The sequence below is a fragment of the Azospirillum griseum genome, from assembly GCF_003966125.1.
Taxonomy (GTDB): domain Bacteria; phylum Pseudomonadota; class Alphaproteobacteria; order Azospirillales; family Azospirillaceae; genus Azospirillum; species Azospirillum griseum.
Window position 1 is genome coordinate 54,332 of record NZ_RXMA01000022.1, and the last position, 14,749, is coordinate 69,080.

At 64.8% G+C, this 14,749-nt stretch carries 14 protein-coding genes; 6 read left to right on the top strand and 8 right to left on the bottom strand.

Going from position 1 to position 14,749, the window contains the following annotated elements; translation table 11 throughout:
• Positions 1 to 76: 76 nt before the first annotated feature.
• Both EJ903_RS19480 and EJ903_RS19485 read left to right on the top strand, forming a co-directional pair.
• Positions 77 to 880: a crotonase/enoyl-CoA hydratase family protein gene (locus EJ903_RS19480; RefSeq protein WP_126618566.1), complete on the top strand. Its 804-nt coding sequence runs from the start codon at positions 77 to 79 to the stop codon at positions 878 to 880.
• A 46-nt stretch (positions 881 to 926) separates the two neighbouring features.
• Positions 927 to 1,688, top strand: coding sequence for an SDR family NAD(P)-dependent oxidoreductase (locus EJ903_RS19485; RefSeq protein WP_126618568.1), 762 nt, complete (start codon positions 927 to 929; stop codon positions 1,686 to 1,688).
• A 97-nt stretch (positions 1,689 to 1,785) separates the two neighbouring features.
• On the opposite strand, the gene EJ903_RS19490 is transcribed toward EJ903_RS19485, so the two are convergent.
• Positions 1,786 to 2,391 (bottom strand): MarR family winged helix-turn-helix transcriptional regulator, encoded by a 606-nt coding sequence (locus EJ903_RS19490; protein ID WP_126618570.1) that lies wholly within the window; start codon positions 2,389 to 2,391, stop codon positions 1,786 to 1,788.
• 192 nt (positions 2,392 to 2,583) lie between these two features.
• On the opposite strand from EJ903_RS19490, the gene EJ903_RS19495 reads away from it, so the two are divergent.
• Positions 2,584 to 3,471 carry an amidohydrolase family protein gene (locus EJ903_RS19495; RefSeq protein WP_281274768.1) on the top strand — a complete coding sequence of 296 codons (888 nt, stop codon included), beginning with the start codon at positions 2,584 to 2,586 and terminating at the stop codon, positions 3,469 to 3,471.
• 232 nt (positions 3,472 to 3,703) lie between these two features.
• Here EJ903_RS19495 and EJ903_RS19500 read toward each other — a convergent pair whose 3' ends face one another.
• Positions 3,704 to 5,557, bottom strand: coding sequence for a feruloyl-CoA synthase (locus EJ903_RS19500; RefSeq protein WP_246015763.1), 1,854 nt, complete (start codon positions 5,555 to 5,557; stop codon positions 3,704 to 3,706).
• Positions 5,558 to 5,778: 221 nt separating this feature from the next.
• On the opposite strand from EJ903_RS19500, the gene EJ903_RS19505 reads away from it, so the two are divergent.
• Positions 5,779 to 6,444 (top strand): GntR family transcriptional regulator, encoded by a 666-nt coding sequence (locus tag EJ903_RS19505; RefSeq protein WP_126618574.1) that lies wholly within the window; start codon positions 5,779 to 5,781, stop codon positions 6,442 to 6,444.
• Between the two features lie 18 nt (positions 6,445 to 6,462).
• Here the strand turns inward: EJ903_RS19505 and EJ903_RS19510 are convergent, their stop codons facing one another.
• From EJ903_RS19510 to EJ903_RS19525, 4 genes are all read right to left on the bottom strand, one after another.
• Complete coding sequence (locus tag EJ903_RS19510; protein ID WP_126618576.1) at positions 6,463 to 7,233, bottom strand: substrate-binding periplasmic protein; 771 nt, start codon at positions 7,231 to 7,233, stop codon at positions 6,463 to 6,465.
• Positions 7,234 to 7,442: 209 nt separating this feature from the next.
• Positions 7,443 to 8,366: a SphA family protein gene (locus EJ903_RS19515; RefSeq protein WP_126618578.1), complete on the bottom strand. Its 924-nt coding sequence runs from the start codon at positions 8,364 to 8,366 to the stop codon at positions 7,443 to 7,445.
• Between the two features lie 142 nt (positions 8,367 to 8,508).
• Positions 8,509 to 9,522, bottom strand: coding sequence for a fumarylacetoacetate hydrolase family protein (locus tag EJ903_RS19520; RefSeq protein WP_126618580.1), 1,014 nt, complete (start codon positions 9,520 to 9,522; stop codon positions 8,509 to 8,511).
• A gap of 6 nt (positions 9,523 to 9,528) precedes the next feature.
• Complete coding sequence (locus EJ903_RS19525) at positions 9,529 to 10,311, bottom strand: cyclase family protein (RefSeq protein ID WP_210211486.1); 783 nt, start codon at positions 10,309 to 10,311, stop codon at positions 9,529 to 9,531.
• 260 nt (positions 10,312 to 10,571) lie between these two features.
• On the opposite strand from EJ903_RS19525, the gene EJ903_RS19530 reads away from it, so the two are divergent.
• Together EJ903_RS19530 and EJ903_RS19535 are read left to right on the top strand one after the other, a co-directional pair.
• The gene (locus EJ903_RS19530) at positions 10,572 to 11,906 is read left to right on the top strand and encodes a spinster family MFS transporter (RefSeq protein WP_158627958.1); all 1,335 of its coding nucleotides are present in this window, start codon (positions 10,572 to 10,574) and stop codon (positions 11,904 to 11,906) included.
• 579 nt (positions 11,907 to 12,485) lie between these two features.
• Positions 12,486 to 13,127 (top strand): response regulator, encoded by a 642-nt coding sequence (locus EJ903_RS19535; protein WP_126618586.1) that lies wholly within the window; start codon positions 12,486 to 12,488, stop codon positions 13,125 to 13,127.
• Between the two features lie 9 nt (positions 13,128 to 13,136).
• Here the strand turns inward: EJ903_RS19535 and EJ903_RS19540 are convergent, their stop codons facing one another.
• Positions 13,137 to 13,571, bottom strand: a complete 435-nt coding sequence (locus EJ903_RS19540; protein WP_126618587.1) for a CBS domain-containing protein — start codon at positions 13,569 to 13,571, stop codon at positions 13,137 to 13,139.
• Positions 13,572 to 13,750: 179 nt separating this feature from the next.
• Positions 13,751 to 14,446 carry an OmpW/AlkL family protein gene (locus EJ903_RS19545; RefSeq protein ID WP_126618589.1) on the bottom strand — a complete coding sequence of 232 codons (696 nt, stop codon included), beginning with the start codon at positions 14,444 to 14,446 and terminating at the stop codon, positions 13,751 to 13,753.
• Between the last annotated feature and the right edge of the window lie 303 nt (positions 14,447 to 14,749).

The window sequence follows — 14,749 nt, forward strand, 5'->3', positions numbered from 1 at the left end:
TTTCGGTGGTTGACCGCCGCGCCACTAACTGTTATTAAATATAACCATCATTCAAAAGAATTAAGTGGTGAGCGCCATGACCGCGAGCGAACCGATCCTGACCGGCGTCCTGCCGTCCTTCCTGCAAGCCGAGCAAATCGGTCCCGTGGCGGTCCTGCGCCTCAACCGGCCGGAAAAGCGCAACGCGCTGAACGACACCGCCATCCTGGGGCTGGAAGCCTTCTTCACCGCGCTGCCGGACAGCGTGAAGGCCGTGGTTCTGGCCGCCGAGGGCGACAATTTCTCCGCCGGGCTGGATCTGTCCGAACTGTCGGAACGCAGCACGGTGGAGGGCGTGTCCCACTCCATGATGTGGCACCGGGTGTTTGAACGGATCGAGTTCGGCCGGGTCCCGGTGGTGTCGGTGCTGAAGGGGGCCGTCGTCGGCGGCGGGCTGGAACTGGCCTGCGCCACCCACATCCGGGTCGCCGAACGCTCCGCCTATTTCGCCCTGCCGGAAGGCCAGCGCGGCATCTTCGTCGGAGGGGGCGGTTCCATCCGCCTGCCGCGCCTGATCGGCGCGTCCCGCATGGCCGACATGATGCTGACCGGCCGGGTCCACGACGCCGAAAGCGCCTATGGCATGGGGCTGGCGCAGTATCTGGTCGAACCGGGCGACGGGTTGGCCAAGGCGATGGAACTGGCGGGCAAGATCGCCGTCAACGCGCCGATCACCAACTTCGCCGTCATCCACGCCCTGCCCCGCATCGCCGAGGCCGACCCGCGCCAGGGCTTCATGATGGAGGCGCTGATGGCCGCCGTGGCCCAGGGCAGCGACGACGCCAAGGACCGGCTGCGCGCCTTCCTGGAAAAGCGCGCCAAGAAAGTCACCGAATTCTGATGATCCGGTGCCGCCCCGCCGGTGCCACGAACAAGGACAGCATTCCATGAAGATCCAGGGACAGGCCGCCATCGTCACCGGCGGCGGTTCGGGTTTGGGCGCGGCCACGGCGCGCGCGCTGGCCGCCGCCGGGGCCAAGGTCGCGGTGTTCGACGTGAACGCGCAGGCCGCCCAGGCGGTCGCGGCGGACATCGGCGGGGTTGCCGTTGTCTGCGACGTGACCGACCCGGCGGGGGCCACAACCGCCATCGCCACCGCCCGCGCGGCCCATGGCGCGGCGCGCGTGCTGGTCAACTGCGCGGGAATCGGTGTGGCCAAGCGCATTCTGGGCCGCGACGGCCCGCAGCCGCTGGAGGATTTCGCCCGCGTCGTTCAGGTCAACCTGATCGGCAGCTTCAACATGCTGCGTCTGGCCAGCGCCGACATGGCGACGCTGGACCCGTTGGAGGACGGCGAGCGCGGCGTGGTCGTCTCCACCGCCTCGGTTGCGGCGTTCGAGGGGCAGGTCGGCCAGGCCGCCTATGCGGCGTCCAAGGGCGGCATCGCCGCGCTGACCCTGCCCGCCGCGCGCGAACTGGCGCAGTTCGGCATCCGTGTGCTGGCCGTCGCCCCCGGCCTGTTCCTGACGCCGATGATGCACAATCTGCCCGAAGAGGTGCAAGCCAGCCTGGGCGCGTCGATCCCCTTCCCCAAGCGTCTGGGCAAGCCGGAGGAGTTCGCCGATCTGGTGGCCCATTGCGTCGCCAACCCGGCGCTGAACGGCGAGGTCATCCGCCTGGATGGCGCTCTGCGCCTGCCGCCGCGCTGAGGCTTCGCCGCAGAGGCGTCAGAGCGGGGCTGCGCCCGGTCGGTCCGGCACCACACCGACCGGGCGCACGCAATCCCCCATCCGGCGGATTTGGCCGTCAGGCGGGTTCGGCGGCGGCCTTGGCCGGGCGGCGTCCGCGCGGCTTGGCGGCGGGCGGCGGCAGTTCGGCGAGATCGGCCTCGTCCAGGCCGTCCCCGCCGCCAAAGCCGTCCAGACCGTTCAGCAGGGCCAAAAGCTGGCTGCGGCCATCGGCCCCCAGCTTGTCGGCGATGCGCCGCTCGTGCTGTTCCCACAGGGCGGTCAGGTCCTTCAGCAGCGCGGTTCCCTTGGCGGTCAGGTGCAGCGCGTGCGACCGGCGGTCGGTCGCCGCCATCTTGCGCTTGACCAGCCCGCGATCCTCCAGGGAATCCAGCAGCGGCACGAAGTTGGTCCGCTTGATGCTGAGCGCGGCGCTGACCTGCGATTGCTTCAGCCCCGGATTCCGCCCGACGATCACCAGAACCGAAAACTGCGCCGGTCGCAGATCGGCGGTGGCGAAGGTGGCGATGAAATCGGCGAACACCGCCATCTGCGCGCGTTTCAGCAGAAAGCCCACCGATTCGCCCAACAGCCCGTAATCGATGGCCCCGTCGGCCTCCGGCTCCGTGGCGGTGGACAGGACGGGCGCGGCGGCGGCGCGGCGGGTCGGACGGCGGTCGGTCATGACGGAACGGCTCTGATTGTGCGGTTGGGAGCGATCCTAGCAGAGGCCCACGCGATATGGTATCGCCATGAATGTTATAAAATATTATAGTGATGATATGTCAACTGTCCGCCCGCCCTGCGACGACGGACCACACCCCAACGCTGTCCCGCAAACACTCTCCCCACGCCCAAAGGCCGGAGTCACCCCACCATGAGCAGCCTGATGAACATCGACGAGCTGGTCGCCATCGACATCCACACCCACGCCGAAAAATCCTGCCGCGCCCCGCTGCTGGAAGAGGCGCTGGCGATGGAGGAGGCCAAGGCGAAATACTTCAAGAACGATCTGGGCCAGCCCGGCATCCCGGAGATCGCCGAGTATTACCGCCAGCGCAAGATGGCCTGCGTCATCTTCCCGGTCGATGCCGAATGCTGCACCGGCATGCCGCGCGTCCCCAACGACGAGGTGGCCGAACTGGTCGCCCAAAACAAGGACGTGATGATCCCGTTCGCCAGCATCGACCCGGCGCGCGGCAAGATGGGCGTGCGCGAGGCCCGCAAGCTGATCGAGCAATACGGCGTGCGCGGCTTCAAGTTCCATCCCACCGTCCAGGGCTTCTACCCCAACGACCGCATGGCCTACCCGCTGTACGAGGTCATCGCGGAGTACAAGCTGCCAGCCCTGTTCCACACCGGCCAGACCGGCATCGGGGCGGGCATGCCGGGCGGGGCCGGGCTGCGGCTGAAATACTCCAACCCGATGTACATGGACGATGTGGCGGCGGATTTCCCCGACATGCCGATCATCCTCGCCCACCCGTCCTTTCCCTGGCAGGAAGAGGCGCTGGCCGTCGCCACCCACAAGCCGAACGTCTACATCGACCTGTCGGGCTGGTCGCCGAAATATTTCCCGTCGATCCTGGTGCAGTACGCCAACAGCCTGTTGAAGCACAAGGTCCTGTTCGGCTCCGACTTCCCGCTCATCACCCCGGATCGCTGGATCGCCGATTTCAACACCCTGAAGATCAAGGACGAGGTGCGCCCCCTGATCCTGAAGGAAAACGCCGCCAAGCTGCTGGGCCTGCGCCCGGCCGCCTGATCGGGCGGCTTCCCGAAACCGGTCCGCAACACCGGCAACCGGTCCACCAGCGACGCCCACGGATCCCCCGGATCCGTGGGCGTTTTGGTTTGCCGCGCTGGGACAGGCCGGAGCGGGGCAAAAAAGAACCGGGCGCTGGGTAGCACCCGGTTCAAGGAACTGCGCGGCACGGAAGGGAGACTGCGCAGGATGAAGTCGAGCCAAAAGGAGAATAGGAACCGATGCGTCGGCCTCACCCGTCGATGGTGATGATGCGGGGGCCGGGCGCGGGGTCGTAGAGCGCCTCGACCAACGCCGCGCGGTTTTTCAGAACGGCGCGCTGGTTGATCGATCCCTTGTCGGTGATCTCGCCGACGTCCAGGGACGGCGGATCGCTCAACAGCACCGCGCGCGCGATGCGGGTGGAACTGCCGGTGCTGGCGGTGGCCAGGCTGGCCAGCAGCGCGCGGAACCGTTGCAGCACCGCACGGTCGCCCAACACCTCGTCCAGCGTCGCCGACGGTTCCAGATGCGGGCACAGGTCGCGGCAGGAGGCGGCGTGCGGGAAGATGAGGACGGCGATGTCGTCGCGGTCATGCCCGGCGACCACCACATCCTCCACCAGCGGGGCAAAATGCTGGATCACCTGCGCGCGCAGGGTGCCGACGCTGACCCAGGTTCCGGTCGCCAGCTTGAAATCCTCGGCGATGCGGCCATCGAAGACAAAGCCTTCGTCGATGTTGTCCGGGTCGGCGAAGCGGATGGCGTCGCCCAGGCAATAGAAGCCTTCGGAATCAAACGCCTTGGCGCTCAACTCCTCCTGCCGCCAATAGCCCGGCGTGACGCTGGGGCTTTTGATGCGGGCCTCCAGCTTGTCGCCCGACGGAACCAGCTTCACCACCACGCCCGGCTGCGGCAGACCGATGCGGCCCGGCTGGTCGTATTGGCGGTTGGCGTTCAGCGCCATCGGCCCGGTTTCGGTGGCACCCAGCCCGGTCAGCATGACGATGCGTTCGCCCACCGTGCGGATCGCCAGCTCGTCCAGCTTCTGCCAGACATGCGGGGCCAGCCCCGCACCGGCGTAGAACATCACCTTGACCCGGCGGAAGAAGCGCTCGCACAGGTCCGGGTCGGCCTCCAGATGCGGCAACAGCGCCTCATAGCCCTTGGGCACGTTGAAATACAGGGTGGGCGAGACGTCGCGCAGATTGCGCACGGTCACGTCCACGCCGCTGCCCATCGGCTTGCCCTCGTCGATGTAGAGGGTCCCGCCGTTGTTCAGCGCGATGCCGAAATTGTGGTTGCCGCCAAAGGTGTGATTCCAGGGCAGCCAATCCAGCAAGACCGGCGGTTCGTCGCGCAGGAAGGCGAAGAGATAGGCCAGGATCTCCTGGTTGCTGCACAGCATGCGTTGGGTGTTGATGACCCCCTTCGGCATGCCGGTGGAACCGGAGGTGAACAGAATCTTGGCGATGGTGTCCGGCCCGACCGCGTCGTGCGCGGCGTCCACCGCCGCCGTCACCGGGGTGGCGGCCAGATCGTCGAAACGGACAACGCTGAGATCGTCGGGCGGGTTGCGGGCGATCACCCGCTCGGCGTCCGGCGGCACGGCGACGCGGAAGGCGCGTTCAAAGCGGTGGCCGTCGTCGGCGAACACCAGCCCGGGCGGAAACAGCCCCAGCACATGGCGCAGCTTGCCGAAATCGCTGCTGACCAGCGAATAGGCGGGCGACACCGGGGCGTAAGGCACGCCGACATATTGGGCGGCCAGCATCAGCAAGGCGTGTTCGATGCTGTTGTTCGACAGCACCACCACGCCACGGGTGACGGACAGGCCCCGGTCCAGAAACGCCTGACCCAGCGACCGCACCCGCTCCAGCGTTTGCGCGTAGGTGAGTTCACGCCACGCCCCACCGGCCCCGCGCTGGGCCAGAAACACCCGGTCGGGGGCCTCGCGCGCCCAATGCTCCAGGCGCAGCGTCAGCTTGTCGGGGTAGGCGGGCAGCGTTTGGGCCGCCCGCACCAGCGCGCTGCCATCGGGACGATGCTCAACCGAAACATCAAGAGCGCCCAGGTGAACCGCGCGTGTCGGAATCGTCGTGGTCAACACGTCCTCCCTTTGGCCTGGCTGCGGGTCTGCGCCGCGCATTTTTGAAATTCTCAATAACTGTTATTATTCATACCAATTTGGTTGACGGAGTCAATGGTCGTGATGCGCAATTTTTCGCTCAGAATCGCCAAAATCCGGATTTTCGACAAAATCGCCTTGACGGCGGCGGCTGGCCTTTCGATCTTCCGACCAGAGGCATAGGACTGGAGCAGCGGGCGATGGCCGACACCCCCACCGAAGACACGTTGGCGAACGTCGCGGTTCAGCGGATCATCGACGACATCGTGTCCGGCCAGCTCGAACCCTGCGCCAAACTGCGAATCGAATCGCTGAAGGAGCAGTACGGGATGGGGGCCTCGCCGCTGCGCGAGGCGTTGTCGCGCCTGAGCACGCTGGGATTCGTCACCAACGAAAGCCATCGAGGATTCCGCGTCGCCCCGATGTCGCAAGCCGATCTGGAAGACATCACCCTCAACCGCCGCATGGTGGAGCGCGAAGCGCTGCTGCGGTCCCTAACCCGCGACGATGACGAATGGGAGGTCGGGGTGGTCGCCGCCTACACCCGGCTGGAACGCACGGTGGAACGGTTGCGCACCGGCCAGGGGGCCGACGGCGCGGATCTGGAACGGGCGCACAAGCAGTTCCACACCGCCATCGTCGCCCATTGCGGCTCGCCCCGCCTGCTGGGCCTGCACGACACGCTGTACGATCAGGCCCAGCGGTATCGCCGCTTGATGATGCGCGGGATCCAGGATCTCGACGAGTTCCTGGCCCACCACACCGCCTTGTTGAAAGCCCTGCTGGGCGGCGACGCCGACGCGGCGGTCCACGCGCTGACCGACCATCTCAACCTGACCTTGACGTCGGTCTACCCGAACGATTGATTCGGCAGGGCGCGGGCCTCACCGCACATAGGCCCGCATGCTGCTGTCGATGAACCCCTCGGCGACCAGCGCTTGCGCGGCCTGCTCCAACCGCTCGCGCAGCTTGACCTGCGGCGATGCCTTGGACAGGTAAAGCCACACCTCCAGGCTGTTGACCACCAGCGGCGGGGCGAAGCTGGCGCGCGACAGCCCCATTTGCGCGGCTTCGAAATACAGCCCCATCTCCGGCCCGATCACCGCGTCCACCCGGCCAGCCATCAGCAGATTCAGCCCATTGTTGTAGCTGGAAATCTCCTGTTTGCGGATCGCCGGATTGTCGGCGATGCGCGGGTCATAGGCGGCACCGCGCAACGTGGCGATGGTTTTGCCCTCCAACCCGGCGAGGCTCCCGATCGCGCCGCCCGGACGGCTGAGGATGATCGTGGACAGCGGTTGCATCGGGGCCAGACGATGGCCTATCGCGTCCGCCGCCGGGGAGGCAACCATCCCGGCCAAATCGGCCTGCCCCTCGGTCATCATCGGCGGGATGCGCACGCGCGGCAACAGCATCGGTTCCACCGCCATCGACACCCGCTTGCCTAACGCAACCGCCACATCAACCGCCGCCCCGATGGGCGCACCATCCGCCCCCTTCATGCCGAAGGGAGGAGCGTCGATCACCGCCACTTTCAGGACCTGGGCGGTTGCGGCCCCGACACACGCCAGCGCCAAAACACTCAACACGGCGACACGCAAGGCGGCGACCGCGCCGCGCCGACAGGACACAGCAATAGTTCGAATCAAAAGCATGGACGTTTCCCCTTGTGTTTGTGATTGGGTGTTCTTGGGTTGGTTCACGGGCCGTGATCGGCCTTCTTTGAAACGAGTGTCCTGAAACCACTGTATCGAAAGACAAACAGCCCGTCTGCGGACGCAGACGGGCTGTGTGCGCCCCTTGGCAAGTGACGGTCGGAGTGATCCGCGACCAGGCCATAAACCCGGTCAGGACCGCGCGTGGTTCAGAATTTGTAGTTGGCGTTCAGCCAGAATTTGGTTCCGCCATAGGTGTTGCGGGCCATCACCTCGCTCGTCACCATGCCGGTGAAGCGCACCGGCCCGATCTGCCGACCGACCAGACCACCCAAGGCAAGCTGTTCGGGTTCCTTGAAGATGGCTCCGCCGAAGGTGGCGCGGCCGCCGGTGTTGCTGTCGGCCGTCACCTGCTTCTGATAATAGCCGACCGGACCGATGGTCCACTCGTCGATGGTCTTGGTCACGGTGGCGTTGGCGAACACCTGATCGCCGGACCGGTAATGGTTGTCGGGGTTGCGCGTGTTGGTGTCGTACAGGATTTGCAGCGACGCGTTCCAACCGTCCTTCAGATAGGTGACGCCGACGCTGGGTTCGACCGTCCAGAATTTGCCACCCAGATTGATCGCCGAACCCGCCGACCAATTGCCGATGGGCAGATAGACACCGACACCGGCGGACACGTTGAACCCATCACCCAGATTCCAGGCCAGATCCAACGGCTGAATCTTGGGGTTGCCAAAGCCGGAGGTGTGCCAGGATCCCAAACGGCCCACCGCCGTGGTGGTCCGTTTCTGGTGGATGTCGACGTAGGGCGCCATCACAAAGGCCTTGTAGGTGCCGCCCAGCAGCTCGACACCGGGAATCCAGGTCAATTGCACCGAATTGGACAGGATGTCGGCCTTCTGGCCGTTGTAATGGCCGTTGTTGTCGTACAGCTTGGCCGAATAGAACGCCGTGCGGTTGGTCAGATAGACGCCGGGCGGCGGGTTCACCGCGATGGGCAGCCCCATGGTCAGTCCGGGCGGAATCATCGGCGCGATGCCGGGTTCGCGCGCCTGGGCCACCCCCGCCGCCACGCCGCAACCCATCGCCACCGCGCACAGGCGCGTCAAAAATCCTCGAAACGTCATTTGCGTCCTCCTGCTGATCCTGTTGTTTTTGAAAATCAGCGCGCGTGGGCGCGCGCCGGGGCAACGCCACGCGTCCACATGGCGGACCAAGCTCAACCGTGCGTGTGTTTCAAAAACGGGCCGCCCGGGCGGCCGCTCCGCCTCAGCGGGTCGGGCCGATCACCCGATTACGCAACACCCCGATTCCCTCGACCTCAAGCTCCACCACATCACCGGGCTGAAGCCAGCGCCCGATTTCCAGACCGCTGCCGCCGCCAACCGTGCCCGACCCCAGAAACTCGCCGGGATACAGGGTTTCATCGCGCGAGGCGTGGGCGATCATCGTTTCAAAGCTGTGGATCATTCCGGCCGAGGTGTTGCGGCACCATTCCGCGCCGTTCACCCGCGCGATCATGGTCAGCGCGTAGGGATCGGGCAGTTCATCCGGCGTGACGATCCACGGCCCCATGGCGTTGCCGGTGTCGAAATCCTTGCCCTTGCAGGGGCCGAACGGACCGGACATCTCCAATTCCTGGGCGTCGCGGGCGGAGAAGTCGTTGAAAATCGTGTAGCCGAAGATGTGACGGCGCGCGTCGGCTCCCAGAATGTTGCGCCCGGCCCGGCCGATGAACACCCCGAACTCCAGTTCGAAATCCATCTTCTCGCAATAGGACGGCCAGCGCACCTCCGCCCCCGTCCCGACCACGTTCATGCGGTTGGCCTTGTAATAGAGCGGCTGGGTGTAGAAGACCGGCGGCAGGCGGATGTCGGCGGGGCTGGGCAGTGGACCGCTGTCACCGGTTCGCTCCGCCCGCATCCGGGCGATGGCCGCCCCGGCCTGCTTCATGTGCTGTTCGAAGACGGAAAAGTCGCGCATCTGGGTCGGGCGCGGGACCGGGGCCAACAGCCGGACATCGGCCAAGGCCAGCACCGCCGCGCCCTCGCCGATCACGGTGTCGCCAATCACGGTGTCGGCGTGCAGCGCCTCCAGCGCGCGGGCGCGGTCCATGGCCGCGTCTCCGCCCTCCATCAGGGCGATCATGTCGGTGAAGGCCGGGTTCGCTTCGCCGCGCTGTGCGATGTGGGCGGCCTGAAGATCGATCAGGCTGGCGCGGTCACGGCGCACCGCCGCGATGCGGACGCTGCCGTCCGCCGCCTGGAAACTCGCCAGAATCATGGGGGGTCAAGCCTCGTCGTTGGGAAGGATGGCCACGGCGCGGGTGAAACCGGCGGATCCGCCCTTCAATTTGTAGGGGAAGCAGCTGACCAGAAAGCCGCTGTCGGGCAAGCTGTGGAGGTTGGCAAGCTTTTCCATCTGGCAATAGCCGATGTCCCGCCCGGCCTTGTGGCCCTCCCAGATGATCGAGGGGTCGCCGGTTTCCTGGAAACGCCGCCGGGTGTGGAGAAAGGGGGCGTCCCAGCTCCAGGCGTCGGTTCCGACCACCCGCACCCCCTGGCGCAACAGCCAAAGGGTGGCGTCACGCCCAATGCCACAGCCCCGGTCCACATAATCGGGCTGGCCATAGGCATCGCCCGCCGCCGTGTTCACCAGCACAATGTCAAAGGGTTGAAGCTGGTAGCCCATCCGGTCGAACGCCGCCGCCATGTCCGCTTCGCTGACGACATAGCCATCGGGCCGGTCGCGGAAATCGACGCGCACACCAGGGCGGAAGCACCAGTCGAGCGGCACCTCGTCGATGCTCATGGCCGGTTTGCCGCCGTCCATGGTGGAGGCGTAATGCCACGGCGCGTCCATGTGGGTGCCGCTGTGGCTGGTGATCGTCAGATCCTCCACCGCCCAGCCTTCGGAATCGGGCAGGTCGCTGGCCTTCAGGCCGGGGAACAGGGCGGTCAGGTGCCCCGCCCCTTCCTGATGGCCGATGTAGTTGACCTTGGGGCGCAGGGGCGGCGGGTCTGACGCAACCGCCGGGTCCAGGGCGACCGACAGGTCAATGAAGCGGCCCATCCTCATGGCGATGCCTCGCGATGACGGTTATTTCCTGGGATTGTTGATCGCACAAACAGACCGCGCTGTAAACGGCAAAACGATTTTTATCGACAAAAAATGCTTTAATCGATTGATCGCATCGTCATGCCCTGTCACTATCCGCACATCGAACAAATGCGGAGCCGCGCGACCGGGTGTCACAAACCCCTCCAGCCGTCGCGGCGGCACCGCCCACAAACGCCGCTCCTCAACACCGAACCCAACCAAGGAGGCGTCCTTTGACCACCGCCACCATCCATCGCCCGCAAGACGGGTATCCCCCGCTCACCGTCGCCTGTTACCTTGTGGGCGTGCTGATCATCGCCAACATCCTGTCCTTTGTGGACCGGCAGATTCTGGCGCTGCTGGTCGGGCCGATCCGCCGCGATCTGGCAATCACCGACACAGACATCAGCGTGCTGCACGGCTTTGCCTTCACCATCCTCTATTCGTTTCTCGGGCTGCCGCTGGGCCGTTTCGTGGACCGGCACAACCGCCGTCTGGTGATCGTTGCCGGTGTGGCGATCTGGAGCGTGATGACCATCGCCTGCGGTCTGGCCACCAGCTATTGGGAGCTGTTCGCCGCCCGTGTCGGTGTGGGCATTGGTGAAGCCACGCTGGCCCCCGCTGCTTACTCACTGATTTCGGACGCCTTCCGCCCGGAACGGCGGGGAACGGCCCTCAGCGTGTACACCAGCGGGATTTATCTGGGGATCGGCGCGGCGCTGACGCTGGGCGGTCTGGTCATCGCCATGACCAACCAGATGCCGGAGGTGACGTTGCCGGTGTTCGGCACGGTTCGGTCCTGGCAGGCGGCCTTCATCCTGGTGGGGTTGCCGGGCCTGATTCTGGCCCCGCTCATCCTCACCATCATTGAACCGGCCCGCCGCCGACCCGCCACCGCCAGCGCCGACGTGACGCCGGAGGACGCCTGGCGCTATTTGAAGACCAACGGCCGGGCCTTCTTCCTCACCATTCTGGCCTATGACTGTTTTGCGCTGGCCGCTTACGCCGCCGGGTCCTGGGTGCCGACCGTGTTCGTCCGCGTCCATCACTGGCCGATGGCGCAGACCGGCCTCTATTACGGGCTGACGCTGATGGTGATGGGCTGCGCCGGTGGGGCGCTGGCCGGAATCTTCGGCGACCGCATGACCGGTCGATCCCTGGATGGCCGCCTGCGCCTGTCGCTCTACAGCATCCCGCTGTGGATCGTCGCCATCGCCACCGCCACCTTGACCGGCGATCCGATGATCGCGCTGGTCGGGTTCGGCTTCTCCGGCTTCTTCAGCAGCGTTTCCAACTGCATCGGCCCGACGGTGGTGCAGGAAATGACGCCGGGCCGCCTGCGCGGCCAAGCCACCGCGCTCTATTTCTTCACCCAAAATCTCTTCAGCCTGACCCTGGGGCCGATGGCGGTGGCCCTTGTCACCGACAAGGTGTTTCACGATGACAACGCCGTTGCCCTATCGGTGCTGGTCGTCGTCATCCCCGCCATCCTGTTGGGCGGTCTGTTCACCCTGATGGCCCGCCAACCCTTCACCGCAACCCGGCAGGCGTTGGAAGGAACCGCGTGAAGCACAAGGCGGGTCACACGCGCCATGGCCCTGTGTTCGGCTCATGCAAACGCCCAGCACGAAAGTGCCGTTGACCTGTGTCCCGCCTCAAGCTGGTTTCCATCCAGTGAAAAACAGAGCCGAGCATCCCAGAATGACTTCCATAATGCGGCAATCATTGCCGTTCGCCTCCTCATCGGGTTTGACACAACATCTCGGCAGTCAAATTGATCATTCGAGAACGAAAACTCAGAAATGACCTGAAGACATTCTCTCCCAATGAATCGGCGCGCTGACATTGAGCCACGAATTTGATTCATCGTCAGAGTTTTACACTTATTGTATATGATTTTTATTGATATCCCCTGTTCCCACATCGGCGCGGCACCAGAGTGCGCTGCAACAAGAGACCCGTGTGATAAAAGTTGTTTTCGGGTTGTCGATAATTGCGCGCGCGTGATACATCTTGCTGTGCATAACGTTTGGCTGGGGCCTGCTATATCCTTTGGATTTTGTGGGTGTGCAGGCCTATCAAAGACTCGCTCTTTTCCGGTCGCTGACCTGAATGGGTGTGCTGTGCCGTGTGCGGGAGTTTGATCGATGAAGATCCTGATCGGTGACGATCACGTGCTGTTTCGCGAAGGTCTGCGCCGCCTGCTGGAACAGCTCAAGGATGGGGCTGAGTTCGGAGAAGCCAGCAATTTCGATGAACTTCTGGCCATGGCCGGGGCCGAGAACCGCTATGATCTGGTTTTGACCGATCTGCGGATGCCGGGATGGCCTGGATTCAACGGGATTGGCGCGTTGCAGTCCAAGCAACCAACGGCCAAGGTCGTTGTGGTCTCCGCGTCCGAAGCGCACGCCGACGTGCGCGACGCACTGGAAAACGGCGCGGCGGGGTACATCCCCAAATCCTCCAGCGTCAAAATCATGTTGAGCGCGCTCGACCTGATTTTCTCCGGCGGTGTCTATGTTCCACCCACGGTTCTGCGTGAACCGGGTGAAGCGGAGGTTCGACCCGTCGTTCCCCCCGCTGATCCGCAGCTGGAACAGTTGCTGACCCATCGCCAGCGCGAGGTGCTCGACCGGTTGCGCGAAGGCAAATCCAACAAGCAGATCGCCCATGAACTCGGCCTGTCCGAAGGAACGGTCAAGATTCACATGACGGCGATTTTCAAGTCACTGGGCGTGCGCAATCGGACCCAGGCTGCAATGGCCTTTCCCCAGACGCACACGCCCTGACGAACCGCGTCAGCCGATGCCGGACACGAGGCCGCGCAGTGACTCGACCTCCAGTTCGGCGTCGTCGATGCGCGCCTTCACCACGTCGCCGATGCTGACGACGCCGATCAGACGCCCGCTGTCCAGAATGGGGACGTGGCGGATTCGGCGTTCGGTCATCACCGCCATCATGGTCGCCACCGTGTCGGTGGGTTGGCCTGTCACCAGATCGCGCGTCATCCGGTCCGCAGCGGGGCGGGCCAAGGCGTCCGCCCCACCCTCCGCCACCGCACGCACAATGTCGCGTTCGGAGAGAATGCCCAGCAGGGAACCGGAATCGTCGATGACCAGGGTGGCCCCGATCCGTTGATCGGACAGATGGCGGGCAACCTCGGCAAGGCTGTCGGTTGGGGCGACCGAATGGATGCGATGCCCCTTGCGTTTCAAGATGGCGGCGACGTGCATGATGTGCGGCCTCCTTCCACAATCGATCCGGCCAAACCCGATTGGGCAACGGCCTCATCGATCATGTTGGTTGAGACAGCAAACAAAACAAGCACCCCCACCAAAAGGAAAGGCCGACCACCCCGAACGGAGTGACCGGCCCAATCCCATCGCCCCGGTGTGACCCGGTGCGGTCGGTCTTAGAAGCGGTAGCCGACGCCGACGCCGATCAACCACGGATCGAGCGTGACCTTCGACGTGACCGGCAGCGCGCCGTTGACGGTGGCGGTGACGTCGGTCTTCAGGAAGATCTTCTTGACGTCGACGTTCAGCGACCACGCGCCGGTCAGGGCAACGTCCACACCGGCCTGCAGGGCGAAGCCGAAGCGGTTCTTGTAATCGGTGTTGGTGACGCGCAGGCCCGCCGGGTTCACGGCGTTGGCGGCGTTTTCACGGTAGAACAGGGTGTAGTTCAGACCGGCACCGACGTAGGGGCTGATCCGTTCCTTGGGCAGGAAGTGGTATTGCAGGGTCAGGGTCGGCGGCAGCAGCGAGACCTTGCCGACTTCGATGCTATTGCCCAGGCTGTTCAGGTTGCCCTTGACACTGTGGCGGCTGGTGCCGGCGATCAGCTCAGCGGCGATGTTGTCGGTGATGAAGTAGGAGAAATCGACTTCCGGGATGAAGTCGTTGCCGACCTTGGCCGAACCGATGTTGCCCAGCGCCGTGTTGTTCAGCGTGCCGCTTTCCTGCGGCACAACCGCCAGCCCGCGCGCGCGCACGACGATGTCGCCGGCCGACTTCACCTTGAAATCCTGAGCGAACGACGGGGAGGAGATGGCGACAAGGGCCGTGGTCGCCAGCAGGGCGGCGGCGGCGCGCGACAGGATGGTCATGGGGAGTGCTCCAGGAAATAGGCGTTGTTCGTGATTTCGTTGGCGTCGGTCATGGCGATGACCAGCGGCCAGCAACGCTATTACCAGACCAGGACTAGGGGTACTAGGGGGGTGCAACCGTTCGCCGCAGTGCTGCAGCAGCTCTGCAACAGTGACGAGTTGTCGCATAGACATGAAAAACAAAGGGTTATTGGGAGGTTTCTGGCCAAATTGCCGCCAACATGGGCAAAATCGCCGAAAAACCACGGGCACGAAGGGGGCGGCCCGGAAAAAAACGCACGCGTACGATACAGCCATACCCGG

What these genes read in the sequence shown, in the direction of transcription:
- EJ903_RS19495 (WP_281274768.1), top strand. Translation starts at nt 2,584, where the DNA reads ATGAGCAGCCTGATGAACATCGACGAGCTGGTCGCCATCGACATCCAC.
- EJ903_RS19540 (WP_126618587.1), bottom strand. Translation starts at nt 13,571, where the DNA reads ATGCACGTCGCCGCCATCTTGAAACGCAAGGGGCATCGCATCCATTCG.
- EJ903_RS19490 (WP_126618570.1), bottom strand. Translation starts at nt 2,391, where the DNA reads ATGACCGACCGCCGTCCGACCCGCCGCGCCGCCGCCGCGCCCGTCCTG.
- EJ903_RS19480 (WP_126618566.1), top strand. Translation starts at nt 77, where the DNA reads ATGACCGCGAGCGAACCGATCCTGACCGGCGTCCTGCCGTCCTTCCTG.
- EJ903_RS19545 (WP_126618589.1), bottom strand. Translation starts at nt 14,446, where the DNA reads ATGACCATCCTGTCGCGCGCCGCCGCCGCCCTGCTGGCGACCACGGCC.
- EJ903_RS19510 (WP_126618576.1), bottom strand. Translation starts at nt 7,233, where the DNA reads ATGCTTTTGATTCGAACTATTGCTGTGTCCTGTCGGCGCGGCGCGGTC.
- EJ903_RS19525 (WP_210211486.1), bottom strand. Translation starts at nt 10,311, where the DNA reads ATGGGCCGCTTCATTGACCTGTCGGTCGCCCTGGACCCGGCGGTTGCG.
- EJ903_RS19505 (WP_126618574.1), top strand. Translation starts at nt 5,779, where the DNA reads ATGGCCGACACCCCCACCGAAGACACGTTGGCGAACGTCGCGGTTCAG.
- EJ903_RS19485 (WP_126618568.1), top strand. Translation starts at nt 927, where the DNA reads ATGAAGATCCAGGGACAGGCCGCCATCGTCACCGGCGGCGGTTCGGGT.
- EJ903_RS19515 (WP_126618578.1), bottom strand. Translation starts at nt 8,366, where the DNA reads ATGACGTTTCGAGGATTTTTGACGCGCCTGTGCGCGGTGGCGATGGGT.
- EJ903_RS19535 (WP_126618586.1), top strand. Translation starts at nt 12,486, where the DNA reads ATGAAGATCCTGATCGGTGACGATCACGTGCTGTTTCGCGAAGGTCTG.
- EJ903_RS19520 (WP_126618580.1), bottom strand. Translation starts at nt 9,522, where the DNA reads ATGATTCTGGCGAGTTTCCAGGCGGCGGACGGCAGCGTCCGCATCGCG.